Genomic DNA, 14,827 nt, shown 5'->3' with positions numbered 1-14,827 from the left:
GTTATGGGTTCATATAGCTAACCAGATACAATCAATATGTTCGCATATGGCGCCGAATCCCCAGTCCGGATCACGGCACGCGATTCTGAACCCATTTCTTTGAACTGCACATGCGGAACTGCTTCCAAGCGAAGATGAGGAAATTCGCGTTTCATATCTGCATAACGCTCCGGACTAGCAGCTATCATTTCTTCAGCAATAACAACGAAATCAATGACGAACTCATCATCTATCGCTCGAAGAACATCCATCACGGTCGGAATGTCATCCGTCAACGCGAGATCAATGCGTTCAATGCCCATCGGCACTGGAAAGCCGCGATCGCATACCGTCAGCATATCCGTATGTCCAGTCTCTGCCAATACTCTGTTCAACACAGGATGTAGAATCCCCTTCTTTTTCATGGGATATCTTTCCTTTCAAGCGCTCGTTCACGCTGCTGCAGCGTGATTCGATCTCTGAGCGGCATCTCGGGACGCTTCAGATAGAACACCTCCTGCTCCATCTTCCACACTACATTCACGAGCTCCCAGCCTTCCTGTCCCCATTCATTCAGCTTGGAGCCATCCGTTTCGATTCGGTATTCCCAACGTTTCATCATAAATGAAGTCCCCGTAAACTTAGTGTTCCATATGGTCGTCAGGCTGCGCTGCTTTCACGGTTAAGCCGCCGTCGACCATAAGCAGATGACCGTTTACCTGCATCGCCTCTTCAGAGGCTAGGAATACAACAGCATCACCGATCTGCTTCGCGGTGCCGAGGCGTTTCATCGGATTCGCTTGAACTTCTAGCTCGCGAATTTTAGGATCCGCCAAATAATCTGTGCACATATCCGTATCCACCGTGCTCGGTCCTACGCCGTTCACGTTAATGTTATACGGTCCAAGCTCAATCGCCATGCCTTTTGTCAGCATATGGGCTGCTGCCTTGGAAGATTGATAGTGCGGAATAACTGGGCTAGTTACAACAAGACTTGCCGTGGACAGCACGTTGACGATCTTGCCGTTTCTGCGCTTAACCATGCCTTTAGCCGCACGCTGTGAGCACAGGAAGATCGACTTCACGTTCGTGTTATAGGTGCGATCCCATGTTTCTTCCGATACCTGGAGAAAAGGTTCAAATGGAGCGATTCCCGCATTATTGACCAAAATATCAACTTGACCGAACTCAGCCTCTACCTTATCGAACATGGCATGAACTTGTTCGGATACCCCTACATCAGCCTTCACAATGTAAGCGCGGCGCCCCATCGCTTCGACTGCAGCCTTAACCTTCTCAGCGGCTTCTGTGCTCTTGCTGCTAAAATAGTTAATAACGACATCCGCGCCTTCTTCCGCCAAACGATAGACAATCGCTTCGCCTATTCCACGGCTTCCGCCTGTTACAAGTGCAATCTTAGAATCTAATCTTCCCATTCCTAATTCCTCCTCGTTATGGTTCGTCTCAACTCGTTGTTTAGAGTGTTGGTCCAATTCGATTGATGCTGAATTCTTGATGTCCAAGTAACTCAGCCTTCACTTCCTTGCCATCCGCAACGTCTACAATCTCACGCCAGATGTCTTCGCCTGCTGCCGCTAGGCTGACAGAACCCTCAAGCATCCCGCTCACATCGACATCCATGTTGTCCTGCATAAGCTGAGCAATCCGTTTGTTGCCGGTAATCTTAATAACCGGAATAGCTGCAGCTCCCGTTGGAGTTCCGCGGCCGGTCGTAAAGCATACAAGATGTACCCCGCTCGCCGCCATGCCGGAAACGCACTCAATATCGTTGCCAGGTGAATCCATGAAGTACAATCCCGTACCAGGGATCGGCGCAGCATATTCAAATGCTCCTACCATTGGTGAAGTACCGCACTTGCTGATGCATCCCAATGATTTCTCTTCGATGGTAGACAAGCCGCCAGCGATATTGCCGGGACTTGGGTTGCCTCCGCGCATATCAGCGCCCATGCGGTTAATTTCCTTCTCGAAGCGATCAATATATTTATATAATTGCTCCGCGATCTCAGGGCTGCTGCAGCGGGCAGCCATCACATGCTCTGCACCGATGATCTCGGTCGTCTCACTTATGACGACTGTGCCGCCTTCAGCGATCAGCATATCTGAAGCAACGCCCAGCGCCGGATTAGACGCCATGCCTGATGTAGCATCCGAGCCGCCGCACTTTACGCCGATACGCAGCTTGCTGAGCGGCATCTCCACCTTCTGCTGCTGGTCAAGCTCAGCTCGCAGACGCTTCGCGATCTCAGTTCCTTTTTGAATCGCTTTAATGGATCCGCCGGATTCTTGTATTTCAATGACCTCTACAGGTTTACCGCTAACCCTAATTGCAGCAGCTAATTCATGAGGATCAATCACCTCGCAGCCCAAACTTACGATGATGACCGCGCCTACGTTGGGATTGAGTCCTGTCCCAGCTAAAGTATCAAATGTACGATCCTTGTCCGCCCCGATCTGGGAGCATCCGTGCTGATGCGGAATCGCAACTGTTCCATGAACGAGCTGGCTAATGCGGCTGCACACCTGATTAGCGCATATGACGGTTGGAATAAGTAACAGATGATTGCGAATGCCGTACTCACCGTTCGCTCGCAAATAACCTTTTATTGATTTCATGTTCTGCCTCCTCTATCAATCCTTAGCGGATCATACCTTAGCCTTGATGCTGATCGCCGCGGCCGCGAATACCTTCTAGGTTATGCACATGCACATGAGATCCTGCCACGATATCTTCCGTCGCGCGGCCGATGACTTCGCCATACTTCTTCACTGTGTCACCTGACTGAATCATCCGCAGCGCTACCTTATGTCCGAACTGGATGTCTCCGTTCAATGTAATCGCTTGCAATTGTCCGTTGAACCAATAGTGAACAGACTCGCCAGCAGCGGCATCACGAATCAATGTAGCGACATCATCCTTCTCATCTACTACCAACGCATCCGCACCGGACTTAATCTCTCCTGCCATCAAACCTCCACCTTTCTCAATTTTGGGGTTACCGATATCTCAAAATTAGCAAGAAAAACATTTGTAGTCAAGTAAAAAAAAACGGTATGATAGGGATATCCCATCATATGATCCATACACATCAAGATGGAAGTCTACGTGGGGAAAGGATAATGGCATGGTTACGATATACGATATAGCAAAGAAAGCGAACTGTTCTGCCATGACCGTTTCTCGAGTTATCAATAACACGGGAAGAATAAGCGACAAGACGAGGCAGCGGGTCAAAGCCATTATGGAAGAAATGAATTATGTGCCGAACGCGATGGCGCGCAGCCTTGTGTTGCAGGAAACGAAGCTGCTGTCACTGCTCATTTCTGATATTACCAACCCATTCTATACGACGCTTGCACGCGGCGCCGAAGATGCTGCCAAGCGGCTCGGATACAGGTTGATGTTTTCAAATAGTGATGAAGATACAGTAAAAGAGAGCGAGTATGTCGATACGGTGCTGTCGGCGCGGGTTGATGGTGTAATTATCGCTCCGGCAGGAGATTCTTCGCTTCCTCACTTAGAGAAACTGCGCAGTCACAACATTCCGTTTGTACTCGTTGACCGAGAAGTTCCGGGTATCGACTCAGACAGTGTATTAGGTGACAGCAAAGAAGGAACGCGCAGGCTTATTGAGCATCTGCTTGAGCTTGGTCATAAGCATATTGCCCTCCTAAACGGTTCGTTGCAGATCTCTACCGCTCGATTGCGGGAGCAAGGATATGTGGAAACATTGCGATTGCACCAGATTGAGATCAATCCGCAATACATCTGTGAAGTTGGATATGCACATTCCGACGGAGATAATGCAGTGTCAGCGCTTCTTGAGCTTAATCCTCGTCCTACCGCGATCTTTGCAGCCAACAACTTCATTGCGTTAGCTGCTATCCGAGCACTTAGAGCTAGAGGATTAGAGGTTCCACGCGACATGTCGGTCGTCTGCTTTGACGATATGGAAGCTGATTACGTGATTGATCCGTTCTTGACAGTATCCTCGCAGCCAGCGTACGATTTCGGCAGCATGAGCATGCAGATGCTGGTCGATCGCATACAAGGCACGGCTCATGACTGGCGAGAAGTTGTATTGCCGTCCAAGCTTGTCATTCGACACTCGAGCGCCGCTCCTCCGAGTGAACAAACTTAAGGTACGCCTCAAAGTCCAACGAATAATAGGGGTTGTTTCGCTAATGATAGGATACTAGTGGAACAACCCCTATAATATATGCAGATCAAATTGAATTAAGTTATAGTTAATACGAAATATAATGAATCCCACATATATTCTACTAAGGAGAAGAGTCAGCATGGCATTCGGAGTATCGCGAGAAGAGCTTGCAGCTTGGAAGCAAGCGGTTCTGCGCGGAGACATTGCTTTTCTAACCCATTATTGGATCGATAATCGCTTTCCACAATACACTACCGTTACGAAGGTCGGCTGCTCCGATCTGGATAAGCTGACGAGCTGGTGCCGATCTCATGACCTGAATCCGCGCTACATTCATCATCGTCCGCCGTATCCTCACTTTGATCTCATTGGACCACGGCAGAAGATCATATTGGAGCAGGAAGGGCTTGTGTCACATATTGAGCGCTTTCGATTATAGCTCGTTCGCCATCGCTACCCCTCTGCTGATATCCGCACATGTTCCGACTTGATCGGGTTGAGGAGCAGACAGAGCAGGGCTAGCAGCATACTGCCAGATGCGACGATAAATAGAGAGACATAACCGAGGCTGTCAACTGCTAATCCTAGAAGCGGCGGAGATAGTATCGCTGCTAACGATGAGACCAAATAATACAGCCCCGTTCGTGTACCGATGCTTCTCTCGGTGCCTGTAGATACGACTAATGGATATGAGTTTATATTAATACATGCCCAGAATACTCCTCCAATCGCCAACAGGAGACGTAACACGAGCAAAGTATTAACAAGAGGAACGAGAGCGAATACGAGGAACAATCCGCTTATTCCGATCAAGATGATCTTCTTCTTGCCGAACATCTTCCCTAGCCATCCGCTCGGAATGGCAAAGAGCACGAAGAATAATGAGAAGAACGTCAGCGAGAAGGCGGAGTCGCTCTCTGAGAGTCCCATATGATTTTTGCCATAAAGCGTGAACAAGGACTCTACCCCTTGATACGCCACGAACCAGAAGAAGATCGCCGCGAGCAGCATAACCGTCGTTCGGTCCAACTCTCCTCTTAGTCTAATCCGCTCCTTATCCTCAGAGATGTGCACTACAGAATCACGCTTTTCCTTAATAAATGTAAACAAGATGAACATCGCGATTAGTGTAATAATTGCAGCTGCGATAAATGGGAACGCTTTATTCTGTCCGTACAGCATGGACCCCGCGCCAAACGCGATGATCCCCCCGACACCGCCCATGAAGTTAATAATTCCGTTAGCCTTCGTTCGCTTATCTTCAGTAGTAATCTCTGGCATTAATGCAATCGTCGGAGAACGATAGATGCTCATAGCCAGATTCATCAGCACCATAAACAAGATGAGCGTGATAAAGCTGAAATGGAACGGTAGGAGTGTTACAAACAGCGCGCCCAACGGCATACCGATCAATAGATATGGCATGCGTCTTCCGAACCGAGTGTCGGTCTTGTCGCTTCGATTGCCGATCCAAGGCTGCAGAAATAGGGCAAAATAGTTGTCGATCGTCATCATAAATCCAATTAATGCAGTGCTGCTGAGGAATGATTCAAGAAAATACGGCACAAATGCATTGTAGAGCGCCCACGTGATGCTAATACTGAAAAAACCGAAGCCTAACAGCCATGTCTTCTTCATCCGATCATCTCCTCACGAATCAGGTAAGGTTCCACCACACACCTTCCATTATTATACATTAATTTGAATGATGGACAATCTGAAATATTGAGCTGCACGAAATACATCCAAGTAAATCAACCGTTGAAGCACGTGCACAGCAAAAAACAGCCGAGGGGAGCGAGCCCCTTCGGCTGTTTGGTTTAAGCTATGCTCGCTGTCTGCAAGTTCAGCCACGCCATCTCTTGCGGCGTGAGGCTGATCTGAACTGCGCGGAAGCTGGACATCAGCTCCGCGACCTGGTACGGCCCGATCAGCGCGCAGGTTGGGAACGGTTGATTCAGCACGTAGGCGAGCGCGATCTGGTTCGCATCTGTGCCCTTCTGCTTCGCGAGCTCTTCAGCTCTTGCATACCGTTCCCAATTATCGTCGCTGTAGTATACGCGCACGGCTTCCGGGTCTTCGCGCTTATCAGGCGAGAAGCGACCGGTAAAGAAGCCCCCCGCTTGCGAAGACCAACTGAGCAGCGGCAGCTGCGTATGCGAGTGCCACTCGATATCTTGGGCGCTTGCGGATACGCAGTCTTTCCAGCGCGGCTCGTTCGGCACAGCCAGACTGAGGTTCGGGCTGTTGCAGGCAAGCTTGGTCAGCCCGTTTCGCTCGGCATATTCATTAGCCGCTTGAATGCGAGCGGTCGTCCAGTTCGAAACGCCAATCGCTTGGCAGCGTCCTGATTCTACCTGTTCATGCAGCCATTCCATGATGGCGCCAACGGGCACTTCAGGATCGTCGCGATGAAGCATATACACATCTACCGCTTCCAGCTGCATGCGCTCTAAGGAGACTAGTAGATCCTCCGTGATCGCTTCGCGATTCACTCGCGGACCGTTCCCATCGAAATGTGCGCCTTTGCCAATAATCATGATGCTGTCTCGATTCTGACGCTCCTTCAGCCATAATCCCAGCGCTTTCGCGCTGCTTTCCCCATATATATGGGCAGAATCGATCATATTGCCGCCGATCTCAGCGTAGGCGTCAAGCAGTTCCATAGACGCTTCCAGACGATCCAGACTGAGCATCGTCGAACCTAATACGAGCCGTGAGCAAGGTAGCTTCAATCCATCGATGTTGATATACGGCATCGAACCAGACAACTGGTTAACCTTATCAATCATTGACCATTCTCCTCTCACTATCGAGACAATTCACCTAGCTAAGGCCGATCTGACAGCACGATCCGGCTTCTTTCTCGCGCAGCATGCAAGCATGCTTCCAGCAGCTTCATATTGTGTACGGCATCATCTGCCGCAAGCGGCAGTGTCGGTTGACGCGCGACAGCGCGGGCAAAGTTATCCGCTTGAGCGACGTAAGGATTAGTCGGCTCCGGCACTTCTTCACGCTCTATTCCACGGCTGATAACGCGATACGCGGCGTTGTCCACCCCCGCAGAGTAAGCCACTGGAAGGACAATTCGTCCATCTGTGCCGAGAATCTCCAACGTCTGCCGATTGTCAGCCCACATGCCACAGTCAAACGTCAGCGCGATGCCATCCGAGAATTCAACCAAGCCGGAAGCCATCATATCGACATCTCCATGTTCAGCGGAGAACATCGCATGCACGGTCACCGCCTCTGGCTCGCGTCCTAGGAAGTAGCGCGCCGCGCTGAGCGGATAGCAGCCCACATCATACAGTGAGCCGCCTCCCCAATCTACGCGGTATCGAATATTGTTAAAGTCGCGGGCATTATTGAACGTGAATGCCCCGTGGATGCCTCGAATCTCACCGATCTCGCCAGCATCGATCAGGCTGCGGATCTGCTCCATACGCGGGTGGTGGCGATACATGAACGCCTCCGCCAGATGAACGCCCGCTGCGGCACAGCCAGCAACCATCTCGCGCGCTTCAGCCGCGTTCAGCGCCAGCGGCTTCTCGCACAGTACATGCTTGCCCGATGCTGCGGCTCGCAGCACCCATTCCTTATGGAGATGATTCGGCAGCGGAATATATACCGCATCAATCTCCTCATCCGCCAACAATTCCTCATAGCTGCCATATGCCTTTGCAATCTTGAATTGTTCGGCCATCTGCTTCGCCTTGCCTAAGTCACGGCTCGCAACAGCTTCCAATATGCCATGCTGTGATTGCTCAATTGCCGGAATGACTGCACGAGCTGCGATATATGCGGTACTCATAATTCCCCATCGCAGCGGCTTGATCAAGTTCATCCACGTCCTCTCATTAATGATCTATTCGTCTTCTCCAAATACAGGCATGATGCCTAATTCGAAGCGGAACGCCTTCTCATTCAGCTGATACTTTTCGATCAAGCGAGGGCCGCAGGAGTTTGAGCCTACACCACTCATCTTATAATCGAGATGTACAATCGTTTCGGGTCTGCGCGTCAGCTCAATATTATGCTCAGCAGCCGTCAAATCTGCAGGCGTATAATGGGACGCGTTGAAGGAGAATGACGCTGGCGCCGTGAACTTCAAGCCCATTCTCAGCGGATTGCTTACAACTGCCCATTCCGTTCCATAGCGCGATCCATTCTCTTGCGGCATGATGTAGTCTTCATGCATCTCATCCACAGTGGTGAGGTATAAGCCTCTTTTTGCGCTAAGGCGCTTATCGATATAGCTCTCATGTGGACCATAGCCATAATAGGAAACGGCTTCATTCCCCTTCGGCATCGTGAGCTGCAGACCGAAGCGAGGCAGGAATTCATTTTCCTCGCGCACACTGACATCTGTCGCCAGCTTAATCTCACCGCTCGACTTAACCGTCCACACTGCTGTTCCTCTTACGAAGCTTGCCGTTGTGTAGCCGCCCAGTGAATATTCAACCTCAATACGAACTTCATCCGCGTCAATCTGGCTCCAAGCTGTGCGGTATACCTTCGTTACCGCGCGGTCATAGCCTTGAGCGGACCATGTATGCCGCACGTTCCGATCATTATCCGCCGGCGCGCGCCATACTTGGAACAGTGCCGGTGCTTGGATCATCTCGACGCCTTGCTTCGAGATGCGTGTAAAGGCGCCTAGACTGAGATCGAACGCATGCTCAAAGTCGAAACCAGTTAACGTTAAGCATGTTCTATGCTCAGCTGCGTTTATGCCGCCTCGGTGAGCATTCCAATAAGAAGCATCCGTCGCGTTATCAGTGGAAAGAGCATCTTCAGAACTTACTTCAGCTGTCGCATTCAGCACAAACTGCTCGAATCCCAGCTCATAACCGGCTTCAGCCCATACCGTATCTTGATTCAGTACACAGCTAACGGTCAGATCCAATGGTCCATTCACATGAGGCAATGAATATCCCAGATCAATCACAGCTTCGCCGTGAGGCTCTATTGCAGGCGCGGCCATGTGACCTTGCTCCAGCAGCACACCTTGGGATTCGATTCGCCAGCGAATATCCATCTTCGACAGATCGCTGAAGTCATAGCGATTCGTTACGCTCAGCTTGCCGCTCGACAGGTCCATCGCTTGCATCCGTACTGGGGCATAGACCTCTTTCAATTCCAACAAGCCAATTTGCGGCTTGCGATCCGGCGACACCAGACCGTCGAGGCAGAAGTTGCCGTCATGCGGCTTTTCACCGAAGTCACCTCCGTATGCGTAGAATGGTTTGCCTTCAGGCGTGAATGTGCTGATACCGTGATTCACCCATTCCCATACACAGCCGCCCATCAGCTTCGGATAGGCATCAATTACGTCCCAGTAATCCTTCAGATCCCCTGGGCCGTTGCCCATCGCATGGCTGTATTCGCACAAGAACATCGGCTTCGTATTCGCTTCATCCTGCGCATATTCTTCAAGACCTGGTACCGACATATACATGCGGCTTTCGATGCCCAGAGCACTCTGATCGAATCGATGCTCTGAATCCCAGCAAGCTCCCTCATAATGCACTATGCGAGAGTGATCACGTTCATGAGTCCAATTCGCCATCGCGACATGATTCTGGCCGTAGTTCGACTCATTGCCAAGCGACCAGATGATGACGCAGGCATGGTTCTTGTCCCGCTCTACCATTCGAATCTGCCGATCCAAGAACGCCTCTTTCCATTCCGGCAGCCTCTGAAGTCCCTTGTCTGTGTAGCACAACACGTCGCCATGCGATTCAAGGTCTGCTTCATCTACAACGTAGAAGCCGTATTGATCGCACAGATCAAGGAATCGCGGATCGTTAGGATAGTGCGATGTCCGAATCGTATTAATGTTGTGCCGCTTCATCAGCAGGAGATCATCGATCATATGCTGCAGCGGGATCGTCTGACCGAGCTCTGGATGAGAATCATGGCGATTCACGCCCTTGAGCTTCACCGCGCGGCCATTGATACAAAATATGCCGTCAACCACTTCAATACGACGGAAGCCTGTCTTGAACAGGATCACTTCCGTACCGCTAGTCAATACGATATCGTATAAGTACGGATGCTCTGCGTTCCACAGAACTGGCTGTGACACTTGAATCTCAAACGTATGCGCCCCGTCCACGACATTTTCCTGAATAGATAAACTCTTGCCTTCACGGTCTTTCAACTCAACCTTAACTTGAGTCGAGCCAACAGATTCAATCTCCACCTTAATCGTTCCTGCGACATAATCATCAGCAAGCTCGACTCGGTTGAACACGTCGCGAATGTGTGCATGATCGCGTGCCAGCATATACACATCACGGAAAATGCCCGTATAGCGCCACTGATCCTGATCCTCGAGGTAGGAGCCGTCGCACCATTTGATAACCATTACCGCGATGCGGTTCTTGCCTGGGCGTACATATGATGAGATGTTGAACTCCGCCGGAACGCGGCTGCCTTGGCTGTAGCCGACTAAGCTGCCGTTTACCCACACATAGAAGCAAGCGTTTACGCCTTCAAATACGATATACTTATCCTTTTCCTGCCACTGGCTGCCAATCTGGAACTCTCGCACATATAGACCGGCAGGGTTGTTGTCTGGAACATACGGCGGATCATATGGAAATGGATAATTAACATTCGTGTATTGCATCTGGTCATAGCCCTGCACCTGCCAACAAGAAGGAACGATCATATCATTCCAACTGCTTACATCGTATGTACAATCCACCCACTCGTCCCGCACATCCTTCGCGCGCGGATGAAATTGGAATTTCCAATTGCCGTTTAAGGTTTGGAACCAGGGCGAGCGGCCTCGCTTGCCTGCGCTTGCTGCTTGCACATCACCATAAGGAATGTAAGCGGAGCGCGGACGTTCACGGTTCAGTTGAAGCATTTGCGGATCTTCCCAATAAGCTTGAATCGTCATCTAGTAGCACCTCTCCTAATAGCAGACACCGTGCATTTGAAAAGGAATTAAACAATTTTCTTATCAAATAGAACTGCAACTGGTGCATGCATCTGGTATTATATATAGAATTATAACGCTGTTGAACATGTAGTTATAGATTCGGATTTTCGTATTTATTTAACGATTTTCGTATTCTAGTAGAAATGAGGTTAGATGAGAATGAGGGACACCTTCGGATTTCTTATGCAATCGGATACGGAGGCCAAGCTTCCTATATATATGGCAGGCGCCGGGCATTGGGAGAACCAGGACCCGGTTGATAGACCGGATGGATACCCGTTGTATCAATGGCTGCACTGCTTGTCTGGCGAGGGAGAATTGAGGGTCAACGGACACACCGCGCGCGTCAAGCCTGGAACAGGGATGTTTCTGTACCCAGATGAACCGCATGCTTACAGCAGCATACAATCTCCTTGGGAGGTATGTTGGATCACATTTTCGGGAAGAGAAGCAGCAGCAATGGCGCGTGTCGCTGGCTTGACCCATTCAGGCGTATACGGCGTGAGCAGTCAAGAGTTAATCGTGAATCATATGAAAAATGCGTTATCGCTGACACTGTCGGGTAAACCGCTCGCAGGCTTAGAAGGCTCTAAGCTCGTCTACACGTTTCTGATCGATATGATGAAATATATGACGGTACAGCAGCCATCTGTCGATCAGAGCTATTTTCGCTTGCAGCCTGTGTTCGACTATATGGAGCAGCACTACAGCCGCGATATTACACTAGAAGAGCTGGCGGATCAGCTTGGCTTATCGGTTCAGCATCTGTGCTTGCTGTTTCGTCGAATATTGAATAAACGGCCTGTTGAGTATTTGAACCAGCTGCGCATTCATAAGAGCAAGGAAATGATGCTTCAGTCGCCTGACGCCAGAATCGGCGAGATCGCGCGGATGGTGGGATTCGAGACACCGGGATATTTCAGCACGCTGTTTAAGCGATATGAAGGCATGACGCCGGAGACTTTCCGCAAACTGAATTGGCTGCGATGAGAAGCAGCTCAGATTAAAGAGGGCATGCCCACGTGATAGTTGAGTTTAGTATACTAAACCTAGTTTATTATTCGAAGTAGAGTGTGACATTTGTCATACATCCCTTGATTGCCTCCATTTTACGATGAAATCAGATCATGGATAGGAGTGAAGTACAGTGAACCTGCCAATGCGCGGTATTATGCCGCCAGTCTCAACTATATTCAAACCAGATATGACACTTGACCGCGAAGGGATGACCCTTCTCATTGAACACTTGATCAAGCAAGGTGTTCACGGCTTATTCTTTATGGGTACCGCAGGCGAATTCGCCAACATGTCGATGGATCTGCGCAAGGAAGTTACCCGCTTCGCAGTTGAAGCCGTAGGCAAGCGCGTGCCTGTATGGATCGGTACAGGAGCTAACAGCACAGACGAAGTGGAAGAGCTGTCTAGATATGCGGAAAATGAAGGTGCGGACGGAATTATCGTCATTAATCCTTCCTACTATACATTAGGTGAGGCACAGCTATGGGAGCATTTCTCTCGAGTTGCTCGTTCGGTCAAGCTGCCGATTATGCTGTATAACTTTCCGATGCTGACGGGTCAAGATCTGACTCCTGAATTCGTTAAACGTCTTGCAACGACTTATTCGAATGTTGTAGGTATCAAGGATACCGTTGACCGGCTTGCGCATATGCGTGAAATGATACATACAGTGAAGTCCGTTCGTCCTGACTTCTCGGTATTTGCGGGTTATGATGAGTATCTAGCTGATGTACTCATTCTTGGTGGAGACGGCGCAATTCCGGCAAGTTCGAACTTTGCGCCTGAACTGACGCTTGGCATCTGGAACGCCTTCCATAAGAAAGACATGAATGAGCTTATGCAGATTCAGCGTAAGCTCGCGTACATCCCTTACATGTACGCGCTCGATGCGCCATTCGTCAACGTCGTGAAGGAAGCCATTCGCATGCGCGGATTGGACATTTCCACACAGGTGTTGGCTCCTGCACTGCCGTTGCCTGAGAGCAAGAAGGCTGAGCTTCATAGAATTCTTTCGCAAGCGGGCTTGATGAGTAACACGCCAGAACCAGAATTCGTGCCTGTATTCTAATTCAAACTAAAGGGTCGCGCCAGCATGAACATCTTCATGCAGCACGACCCTTGTTCGATTTATAAGAGAGAAGACAATTGCACCGCCAAGCGACTGAGCTCGCTTCGCGCCAGCTCTTTCTTCGCGTCCCATTGTCCGATCGGGATCGAGAAGCTTGCCGCTGCAAGAACGCGCCCGAATACATCGGTAACAGGCACCGCCAAGCAGCAGAATCCCGCTGCCACTTCTTCAAGATCCTCAGCATATCCCTGTTCTCGTATACACGCCAGCTGCTGCTGCAGCTCGTTCACATCCTTCAACGTGTTGCTAGTCAACGGAAGGAAGGCTTGATCGCGATATAAGCGCTCCACTTCTGCATCTTCTCTTGCAGCAAGCAGTACTTTACCTAATGCCGTAGTATAAGCTGGAATCCGCCTTCCCGGCTCCGAGAGCAAACGAACTGGAGTTGGCGCTTCCACCTTAGCAAGGTAGACGACATGGTCTCCTTCAAGCCGCGCCAATTGCGCTGTTTCGCCAACAACAGCTACCGCCGCCGCAGCATGCTGCATGAAAAGCTTCACGACGTCCATGTTGGAGAAATAAGCGTTGCCGAGATACGCGAAGGTCGAGCCTAATGAATACGTATCACCCTTCTCACGCTCAACCCACTCCAACGACTCCATCGTATGCAGCAGCGAGAACATCGTGCTCTTATTAATCCCTGTTGCCGCGCACAGGTCAATCAACCTCAGCTTCGAAGGATTACGCGCGATACAAGTCAATACTTCATGCCCGCGCTCCAACGCGGGCACCCAATACTTTCGTGTCATATCCTGCACCTATCCTCTATTAGCCGATCATTTGCCGTACTATACTCGAACGACTTCAGCTATTCTGCTGTCTGGGTCCTGTGTAAAATGGGTCCGATACTCTACCCGCCCGATCTCACAGCCCGGTCCAATCGTGATTTCATTGCCGCGTACGACGTTTGCACATGTATGCTCAAGACTAATCCGATCGCCTTCAATAATGTCCGATTTCAGCTTAGCATCAGGCATAACCTTCATGATGCTTGGCAGAAAGGAGATCAGATTTTTAAGCATGCTGCCCTTGCGAACTTGAATCCATTCACCGCCGATTTCTCTCACTTCGCTCGGCCAGTTCACACTCATGTCGAGACGCCCAACATTCAACAGCCCCTTAATGTTGCAGGAACCCGCTACATCCATAGTCTCGACCGCACAGTTCGCTTCTACTGTAAGGCCACCTTTTACGTTCAATCGCTCACTTCGCAGGCATCCTCCAACGGTCATCATGCCGCTGATACTGCCCTCTCTAAAGTTCGCGTCGCCCGCAACGTCGGACTGGCCTTGAATCATCAGCTTCCCAGCAATGAGCTCTCCGAGTACGTTTAGGTTTCCACGCACCTTCATCTCCTGCGTACTTAACGCACCCTTTACATTGGCATTGCCCGTACAAGAGAGCAGGCTGCAATCCAGATTCCCATTAATCGTTCCGTCACCCGTGATCTTAGCTTGCTGGTATGCCCCTCCAGGCGAGCTTGAGGAGCCTATAATCTTGAGATCTTGCTTCGCATGCTGTGCCATTATATTGCCTCTCTTTCCATGTTAGATAAATAGTTACCCG

The 14,827-nt window shown here is 50.2% G+C and carries 15 protein-coding genes; 4 read left to right on the top strand and 11 right to left on the bottom strand.

The annotated features are described in order from the left end of the window. Window positions 1-17 precede the first annotated feature (17 nt). The 5 genes from rbsD to ACXX53_RS16140 are packed head-to-tail and all read right to left on the bottom strand — an operon-like array spanning window position 18 to window position 2,968. Window positions 18-404, bottom strand: a complete 387-nt coding sequence (rbsD, locus tag ACXX53_RS16160; RefSeq protein WP_458569698.1) for a D-ribose pyranase — start codon at window positions 402-404, stop codon at window positions 18-20. Continuing rightward, on the bottom strand, window positions 401-601 hold the full coding sequence (locus ACXX53_RS16155) for a hypothetical protein (protein ID WP_458569697.1): 201 nt from the start codon (window positions 599-601) through the stop codon (window positions 401-403). Before ACXX53_RS16155 ends, rbsD begins: the two co-directional genes overlap by 4 nt. A 19-nt stretch (window positions 602-620) precedes the next feature. After that, complete coding sequence (locus tag ACXX53_RS16150; RefSeq protein ID WP_458569696.1) at window positions 621-1,415, bottom strand: SDR family NAD(P)-dependent oxidoreductase; 795 nt, start codon at window positions 1,413-1,415, stop codon at window positions 621-623. 40 nt (window positions 1,416-1,455) lie between these two features. Continuing rightward, a complete protein-coding gene (locus tag ACXX53_RS16145; protein WP_458569695.1) occupies window positions 1,456-2,616 on the bottom strand; it encodes a UxaA family hydrolase in 1,161 nt (386 codons plus the stop codon). Between the two features lie 37 nt (window positions 2,617-2,653). Further along, window positions 2,654-2,968, bottom strand: coding sequence for a UxaA family hydrolase (locus tag ACXX53_RS16140; protein WP_458569694.1), 315 nt, complete (start codon window positions 2,966-2,968; stop codon window positions 2,654-2,656). 157 nt (window positions 2,969-3,125) lie between these two features. On the opposite strand from ACXX53_RS16140, the gene ACXX53_RS16135 reads away from it, so the two are divergent. After that, a complete protein-coding gene (locus ACXX53_RS16135) occupies window positions 3,126-4,142 on the top strand; it encodes a LacI family DNA-binding transcriptional regulator (RefSeq protein WP_458569693.1) in 1,017 nt (338 codons plus the stop codon). A gap of 160 nt (window positions 4,143-4,302) precedes the next feature. Next, window positions 4,303-4,602: a hypothetical protein gene (locus ACXX53_RS16130; protein WP_458569692.1), complete on the top strand. Its 300-nt coding sequence runs from the start codon at window positions 4,303-4,305 to the stop codon at window positions 4,600-4,602. Between the two features lie 14 nt (window positions 4,603-4,616). Here the strand turns inward: ACXX53_RS16130 and ACXX53_RS16125 are convergent, their stop codons facing one another. The 4 genes from ACXX53_RS16125 to ACXX53_RS16110 form a co-directional block, all read right to left on the bottom strand. Next, window positions 4,617-5,801 carry an SLC45 family MFS transporter gene (locus tag ACXX53_RS16125; protein WP_458569691.1) on the bottom strand — a complete coding sequence of 395 codons (1,185 nt, stop codon included), beginning with the start codon at window positions 5,799-5,801 and terminating at the stop codon, window positions 4,617-4,619. A 182-nt stretch (window positions 5,802-5,983) separates the two neighbouring features. After that, a complete protein-coding gene (locus ACXX53_RS16120; protein ID WP_458569690.1) occupies window positions 5,984-6,955 on the bottom strand; it encodes an aldo/keto reductase in 972 nt (323 codons plus the stop codon). Window positions 6,956-6,993: 38 nt separating this feature from the next. Further along, entirely contained in the window at window positions 6,994-8,007 is a 1,014-nt protein-coding gene (locus ACXX53_RS16115; RefSeq protein WP_458569689.1) for a Gfo/Idh/MocA family protein, read from the bottom strand. Between the two features lie 21 nt (window positions 8,008-8,028). Further along, window positions 8,029-11,073, bottom strand: coding sequence for a glycoside hydrolase family 2 TIM barrel-domain containing protein (locus tag ACXX53_RS16110; RefSeq protein WP_458569688.1), 3,045 nt, complete (start codon window positions 11,071-11,073; stop codon window positions 8,029-8,031). Between the two features lie 195 nt (window positions 11,074-11,268). Between ACXX53_RS16110 and ACXX53_RS16105 the strand changes: the two genes are divergently transcribed. Next, entirely contained in the window at window positions 11,269-12,105 is an 837-nt protein-coding gene (locus ACXX53_RS16105; RefSeq protein ID WP_458569687.1) for an AraC family transcriptional regulator, read from the top strand. Window positions 12,106-12,262: 157 nt separating this feature from the next. After that, window positions 12,263-13,201, top strand: a complete 939-nt coding sequence (locus ACXX53_RS16100; protein WP_458569686.1) for a dihydrodipicolinate synthase family protein — start codon at window positions 12,263-12,265, stop codon at window positions 13,199-13,201. Window positions 13,202-13,260: 59 nt separating this feature from the next. On the opposite strand, the gene ACXX53_RS16095 is transcribed toward ACXX53_RS16100, so the two are convergent. Both ACXX53_RS16095 and ACXX53_RS16090 read right to left on the bottom strand, forming a co-directional pair. Next, entirely contained in the window at window positions 13,261-14,010 is a 750-nt protein-coding gene (locus ACXX53_RS16095) for an IclR family transcriptional regulator (protein ID WP_458569685.1), read from the bottom strand. 39 nt (window positions 14,011-14,049) lie between these two features. Next, window positions 14,050-14,787, bottom strand: coding sequence for a polymer-forming cytoskeletal protein (locus ACXX53_RS16090; protein WP_458569684.1), 738 nt, complete (start codon window positions 14,785-14,787; stop codon window positions 14,050-14,052). Between the last annotated feature and the right edge of the window lie 40 nt (window positions 14,788-14,827).

The organism is Paenibacillus marinisediminis, assembly GCF_054343325.1.
Note: the sequence above shows the minus strand (reverse complement) of the source record. Positions and strands in the feature narration are given on the sequence as shown.

Excerpts from the sequence above, each read along its gene's own strand:
- rbsD (WP_458569698.1), bottom strand. The coding sequence starts at position 404 with ATGAAAAAGAAGGGGATTCTACATCCTGTGTTGAACAGAGTATTGGCA.
- ACXX53_RS16155 (WP_458569697.1), bottom strand. The coding sequence starts at position 601 with ATGATGAAACGTTGGGAATACCGAATCGAAACGGATGGCTCCAAGCTG.
- ACXX53_RS16150 (WP_458569696.1), bottom strand. The coding sequence starts at position 1,415 with ATGGGAAGATTAGATTCTAAGATTGCACTTGTAACAGGCGGAAGCCGT.
- ACXX53_RS16145 (WP_458569695.1), bottom strand. The coding sequence starts at position 2,616 with ATGAAATCAATAAAAGGTTATTTGCGAGCGAACGGTGAGTACGGCATT.
- ACXX53_RS16140 (WP_458569694.1), bottom strand. The coding sequence starts at position 2,968 with ATGGCAGGAGAGATTAAGTCCGGTGCGGATGCGTTGGTAGTAGATGAG.
- ACXX53_RS16135 (WP_458569693.1), top strand. The coding sequence starts at position 3,126 with ATGGTTACGATATACGATATAGCAAAGAAAGCGAACTGTTCTGCCATG.
- ACXX53_RS16130 (WP_458569692.1), top strand. The coding sequence starts at position 4,303 with ATGGCATTCGGAGTATCGCGAGAAGAGCTTGCAGCTTGGAAGCAAGCG.
- ACXX53_RS16125 (WP_458569691.1), bottom strand. The coding sequence starts at position 5,801 with ATGAAGAAGACATGGCTGTTAGGCTTCGGTTTTTTCAGTATTAGCATC.
- ACXX53_RS16120 (WP_458569690.1), bottom strand. The coding sequence starts at position 6,955 with ATGATTGATAAGGTTAACCAGTTGTCTGGTTCGATGCCGTATATCAAC.
- ACXX53_RS16115 (WP_458569689.1), bottom strand. The coding sequence starts at position 8,007 with ATGAACTTGATCAAGCCGCTGCGATGGGGAATTATGAGTACCGCATAT.
- ACXX53_RS16110 (WP_458569688.1), bottom strand. The coding sequence starts at position 11,073 with ATGACGATTCAAGCTTATTGGGAAGATCCGCAAATGCTTCAACTGAAC.
- ACXX53_RS16105 (WP_458569687.1), top strand. The coding sequence starts at position 11,269 with ATGAGAATGAGGGACACCTTCGGATTTCTTATGCAATCGGATACGGAG.
- ACXX53_RS16095 (WP_458569685.1), bottom strand. The coding sequence starts at position 14,010 with ATGACACGAAAGTATTGGGTGCCCGCGTTGGAGCGCGGGCATGAAGTA.
- ACXX53_RS16090 (WP_458569684.1), bottom strand. The coding sequence starts at position 14,787 with ATGGCACAGCATGCGAAGCAAGATCTCAAGATTATAGGCTCCTCAAGC.